Here is a 5,776-nt window from a genome sequence, read left to right as displayed (position 1 = left end):
ATTTAGCCCTGTTTCTTCCGTGTGCTTCTCAGTAATGGGGGTTATGCTTTGTACTTGCGCCGCTGCTTTAGGTGTTCTGTTTGCACAGGAAAACAATCTTAAGGGAGTTCTGTACGCTTTCGCTTCTCCGGATCCAAGTATGGCATGCAGGCTTTGTGTTGTAACCGCCAGTATTGCACTCGGGTTGCTTGTAGCCAGTGTCCTTAGATACGCTATGTGTTCTCATGGCTCCCATATGTTTGTTTTAAGTGATGGTGCACGTAGATTTCCAACTGAAGATGTTCAATGCATTGCAAATGCATTGAACGTGGGTTCCCCTAATGTGGTCCACGTAAGAGTACACAGAGTTGGCGGGGCTCATGGAGTCGTAATGAACAATACGTAGTGAGCAAATACGCAGCTACTCGCTAGGAAAGAAAATATAGGACAGAGTTATTTCACGTATGTGCTTAGTGTTGGGGTCGTTCTCTATTTCAGGGTCTATAAAAAACGACACGGGCATTGCCACTTCTTTCTCTGGTTCGAAGATTTGCCTAGTGAAGCAAAAGCACGCTATCTTATAGAAGTATTTTCCTGCTTGAACTGGAGATACATTGTAAACAGCGGTCCCTACAACATGCTTTTTGTGAGGGTTTTTTGCTGTGTAAAAAATAAGCTTCTGAATTCCTGGTGTAGCAGTGACATATGGATGCTGAGGGTAAAATAATATTGGAATATCAGTTGTTGTTGCATTGAATCTCACCTTTATACTGCGCTTTCCTACTCGGTCCTTAGAAACAACCGCTCTTTTTTGAGGCGTTCCTCCAAATCCAGTTGCTTTGCAAAAAATTCTGTACAGTGGAACGGAAGCATAGGTTATGCAGCACATAGAGAGTATTATGCAGCACAAAAGAAATAGCACATTAGTGCCACCCGGGCGTTGTTTTTGTCCCACAAAGCATACCTAGCTTCGAAATACTACCAACCCTCTACAGGGATTCTGCTTAGCATAGCACGAGCGGCCTCCCTTTCGGCAGATTTTTTATTATTTCCGGTACCAACCACGCTTCCGCAGTCCTTTAAACTAACTTCCACCGTAAATACTGGGCTATGCTCCATGCCAGTTTTGCTTTTCACTCTGTAATTTGGAGTTGGTAGATTTTTACTCTGCGCCCACTCCTGTAGAGCAGTTTTGGGATCCTGGGGAGGGAAATCTGGCATCCTCTCCGCTAACGGTTTCCATAGCTTTAATATAAAACTTCTTGCAGCTTCTATCCCCCCGTCCATAGAGATAGCTCCTATTATTGCTTCCAACAAGTTCTCAAGGTTTTTGTGATGCTCAAACCCATTGGATGCAGCTTCTCCCTCAGACAACAGCATCATCCTGCCCAAATTTAAAGATTGCGCCACCTTGACAGCCTGCTGCCCGCACACGAGATAAGTTTTTCTCCGCGTTAGGTACCCTTCGCTGTCATCGGGGAAAAGGTTGTACAACATTTCTGACACCACAGCCCCCAAAATTGCATCCCCCACAAACTCTAGACGTTCGTAATTTGCATTTTTTGTGCCCGAGACGTAAACGCTAGGATGCGTCAATGCCTGCTGCAAAAGTGACAGATCCTTGAATTTATACCCTGTTATTGTGTAGATCTCCTCAGCTATAGCTTCCATGTCAACTTGCCTCGAGATGCCTGTACTCACCGCTCATCTCCAAACTTGCAAATAACTCTGGAAGCCACAACAATTCCACCTGGTACGCATCGTTCCGCCTTTACAGTAACAAGAAAGGTTACGTACCCTTCTTTATAGACAAAGGCACATAGATTGATGGAGAAGCATCACTCTTTTTCAGCAAAAGCAACACCGAATCCTTTTTGCTATTCTTTACTTTGGTTAACTCCTTTGAAAAAGCGGCAACGCTATCCACAGCAGACGAATTAATCCCAAGTATAATGTCGCCTCTCCGGATACCCGCCGCAAAAGCCTCGCTTCCTGGATTAACCTTAAGTACAACTACCCCCTTCTCTTCACTTTTACCTGCATCTTTTGACAGATTACCCACGGTAATGCCGAGAATATCTTCTCCGATTTCAGATTTGCTGTCTGCCAAAGAGTCCTCGTCAGAGAACTTGCCTATAGTGACTGTAAGAGACACTTCGCGTCCGTCACGTTGTACAATTACCTTTGCCTTGCTGTTTACAGGTGACTTGGCGATCAAATTTGTAAACTTTGGAACTTCGGTGATCTGCACACCATTGAATTCTAAAACGACGTCACCCACTTTGAGCCCAGATTTCTCCGCAGGACTGCCCTTAGCAACACTCGATATCAAAGCCCCACGAGCTTCTTCCAATCCTAGTGTGCTTATCATCTCTTCAGTTACGTTCTGCACCACAATGCCGAGCCATCCATGTTCAATTTTCTCTCCTTTGGAAAGGGCCTTTACAATGCGCGCTGCATTATTAGAAGGAATTGCAAAAGCTACTCCCACATTTCCGCCTCCCTGCGGCGATATGATTGCAGTATTGATTCCTATAACCTCACCATCAGCATTGAATAACGGCCCACCAGAATGCCCGCGATTGATTGCAGCATCAGTTTGCAGAAATTCGCTTGTAGTCCCGATGTTTATGTCGCGAGCGCGACCAGATACGATACCAACGCTAACGGAACCACCTAATCCGAACGGGTTACCTATAGCCAGCACCCACTCTCCCACCATTACGCTGTCAGAATTCCCAAAGGTTACACAAGATAGCTCTTTTTTCGCTGCAACTTTTAAAACTGCCAGGTCCGTTTTTAAATCCTTTCCTACAACAGAAGCCTTGGCTGTCGAGTTATCGCTGAATTTCACCTGTATTTCTTTTGCGTTCGCTATGACATGGTAATTTGTTACTATCAATCCCGACTTGTCCACGATAAACCCTGACCCCAGAGACACAACCTTTCGCGGCTTTGGTGCTTGCTCGCTGAAAAAAGGGTCCATGTTAAAAAATTCCTCAATCATACCCTTAGGGAAAGGTAGCCCAGGAAATCTGAACATGCCACCACCCGACATGCCATTTTCACTCTCTCCAGCATCAACTGTCTGCTCTGTAGAAATGTTGACAACAGCAGGAAGTAACCTGTTTGCAAGCTCAGCAAACCCCTTGCCGCCAGGAGCAAAAGTGTTTTCCGAAGATGCACTGCAAAAATCTGCCCCTACAAGAAGAGCAAATGACAAAACAACCGATAGTAATTTCTTCCTCACGTACACACCTCCCTGCAACTAATCCCTACTGTTGAAAAGACTTAAGAAATCATTATTTGGCGACAGTACTACCTTTGTGCTGCCATCGCTGAATACTTTTCTATACGCTTTCAAAGTGTGATAAAAGTTGAAAAAGTCAGGATCAACCTTCAGGGCTTCGTTGTATATTTGAGATGCCTCTGCATCTCCAGAACCCCTTATCACCTGTGCCTCATTCATTGCATTTGCTAAAATCACACGCCGCTGAAGATCAGCATCAGAACGTATTTTTTGAGAAAGCTCCTCACCTTCCGCGCGAATCTCTCTAGCCTCTTTCTCCCTGTCAGTCTGCATACGGCGGAATATTGCGGCACTGTTCTCCTCAGGTAAATCAGACCTCTTTATGCGTACATCCACCATATGTATTCCAAACTTCTCAGACTCAGCACTCACACCGTCCTGTATCCTCAACATGACATCTGCTCTCGCCTCATTAAGGAAGTTTATCAGAGCTACACTGCCTATACGTTCCCTAAGGTGAGATTCTATTATGCTACCAAGCCTGTTTTCTAGACCCACCTCACCCCGTACGGTCCTGTAAAATCTAACTGGATCCGTAATTCTGTACTTCGCGTAAAAATCTACTACGAAACGCTTCTGGTCCGCCGCTATAACCTCACAAGCATCGGATTTTATCTCTATAATCCTTTTGTCGAAATACAGGACTTTGCTTATTAGAGGAGTTTTGAAAAACAAACCACTCTCTTGCACGCTGCGCTTTACTTGCCCAAACTGTACAACCACTGCCTGCTGCGATTCATCCACCACAAAGACAGAGCCCAGCAGTACTACTATCGCTACTGCAGCTATAGCCCCAAGGAAAAACCTAACTTGCCCGAATCTCATTTCCTCCCCCAGTTATTGTTGCTGTCATTGCTCAAGGGTAGATAGGAAAATAACCCCTTAACGTCATCTGTGACAATTACTTTGGACATGTCGGATAGAACCTCTTCCATGGTCTCAACATACATACGACTTCTAACGGCAACAGGTTGATTAACATACTCCTTATATATCGCAAGGAACTTTGCTGAATCACCTTGAGCCCTATTCACCACTTCACTCTTATACGCTTCAGCATCGAGCTTAATACGTATAGCCTCACCTTTAGCTTTCGGTATAACTTCATTACGATAAGCTGAAGCCTCATTTATTGCGCGCTCCTTATCTGCTCGCGCACTCTGCACATCCCTAAAAGAACTTATAACCTTTTCCGGCGGATCAACCTTCTTAAGTTGTATTGAAAGTATTTCAATGCCCATCTTGTAGCGGTTCAATATACTTTGCAAAAGCTTTTTTGTCTCATAAGCAATAGCGGCTCTTCCGTCCCCTTCAATAGTGAAGGCAAGAGTGCTCTTACCAATTATCTCACGCATCGCGCTCTCAGCAGAGCTTTTAACAGTTGCACCTGGTCTGGCATCTCGCACATTGAAAAGATACTCATAAGCGTCTGCGATCTTCCACTGAACATCGAAATTTATATTCACTATGTTCTCATCGCCTGTGAGCATAACGCCTTCGCCGTGTCCGTACGGGGAATCGGTCCTAACGCCCATCCCGCCTATTTCCTCTTTGCTTACCACTTCCACTCTGGCTTTCAAGACTTTTCCGAATGGCCGCGGGAACCAGTATCTTAATCCCGAATCTCTAGTGCTACTATATTTTCCGAACAACAACTCTACAGCTTTTTCCTCAGGATTCACAACGTAGAACCCCGTACATGCATATATAAGCACAGCGACAACTGCTATCAGAAACATATGAGGTCCTCCGATAGAAAATTTTTTACCGTCTCCTGAGAATCCCCCAAAGGTTGCCCTTATTCCGAAAAACAAAGAGTCAAACTGAGCATCCACAAACTTCTTATTACCACGGGTTTTGTTCTGGGAGGCGTCTCCGCTGCTGCCCCATGGATCATCGTTGTTACGCATAAAGATCTCGCATGCACACAAAGCATTCCGGAGTCTATAACAGAATAATCCCCATATCAATAAAAGACTTGTGCAGCAAGCAGGGCAGTCTATGTACAATATGCGTGTGCGATATTACTACATACTAGTGACGCTGCATTTAGCGGATGAGAGGGTAATTCCTTTTTATAAAGCTCAAACCACGAGTTCCTGATGAGGAGACTTGCGCACAGCCGCAGCATGTCTTTTTGAGAACATTTTTTAGGTAATTTATAGCTTATACAACCGTGAGTTGTTCACGGAACATTAACAATTTTGTGATCTACTGTGGTCCGTTACGCGAGGTTCCTACGTGTCGGTACACGTTTAGCGGGTCGCTGTGGTTAATAAGGAAGATGTGTGTGTGGGGGGGGGTAGCTTTATGTCGAGGGTTGTTTTTGCCATGTTTTTTGCAATTATTGTTGCGTCGATTGTGCCTCTAACAGGTGGTTCTCAGGGAAGTGGTGTTACTGCTGATAAGGACGGCGGCGTTGTGGCAGAGAGGGTTATATGCAATGTGATAAGGTTTGTGCAGAAGTTGGGTCTGCCGATAATGACT

6 protein-coding genes are annotated in these 5,776 nt (G+C 44.9%); 1 reads left to right on the top strand and 5 read right to left on the bottom strand.

What is annotated here, in order from left to right; all coding sequences use genetic code 11:
• A partial coding sequence (locus tag R4I06_RS04240; protein ID WP_410519380.1) for a hypothetical protein occupies nucleotides 1-385 on the top strand: 385 nt, incomplete at its 5' end.
• A 15-nt stretch (nucleotides 386-400) separates the two neighbouring features.
• On the opposite strand, the gene R4I06_RS04235 is transcribed toward R4I06_RS04240, so the two are convergent.
• The 5 genes from R4I06_RS04235 to hflK form a co-directional block, all read right to left on the bottom strand.
• The gene (locus R4I06_RS04235; RefSeq protein ID WP_334414334.1) at nucleotides 401-934 is read right to left on the bottom strand and encodes a cytochrome c oxidase assembly protein; all 534 of its coding nucleotides are present in this window, start codon (nucleotides 932-934) and stop codon (nucleotides 401-403) included.
• Between the two features lie 23 nt (nucleotides 935-957).
• Entirely contained in the window at nucleotides 958-1,650 is a 693-nt protein-coding gene (gene rnc / locus R4I06_RS04230; RefSeq protein WP_334414332.1) for a ribonuclease III, read from the bottom strand.
• A gap of 118 nt (nucleotides 1,651-1,768) precedes the next feature.
• Nucleotides 1,769-3,229 (bottom strand): Do family serine endopeptidase, encoded by a 1,461-nt coding sequence (locus R4I06_RS04225; protein WP_334414331.1) that lies wholly within the window; start codon nucleotides 3,227-3,229, stop codon nucleotides 1,769-1,771.
• A gap of 18 nt (nucleotides 3,230-3,247) precedes the next feature.
• The gene (hflC, locus tag R4I06_RS04220) at nucleotides 3,248-4,114 is read right to left on the bottom strand and encodes a protease modulator HflC (protein WP_334414330.1); all 867 of its coding nucleotides are present in this window, start codon (nucleotides 4,112-4,114) and stop codon (nucleotides 3,248-3,250) included.
• Nucleotides 4,111-5,199, bottom strand: coding sequence for an FtsH protease activity modulator HflK (hflK, locus tag R4I06_RS04215; RefSeq protein ID WP_334414329.1), 1,089 nt, complete (start codon nucleotides 5,197-5,199; stop codon nucleotides 4,111-4,113). Before hflK ends, hflC begins: the two co-directional genes overlap by 4 nt.
• Nucleotides 5,200-5,776 lie beyond the last annotated feature (577 nt).

The sequence above is a fragment of the Anaplasma bovis genome (assembly GCF_036903315.1).
Taxonomy (GTDB): Bacteria; Pseudomonadota; Alphaproteobacteria; order Rickettsiales; family Anaplasmataceae; genus Anaplasma; species Anaplasma bovis.
This window is presented reverse-complemented; position numbering and strand designations above follow the sequence as displayed.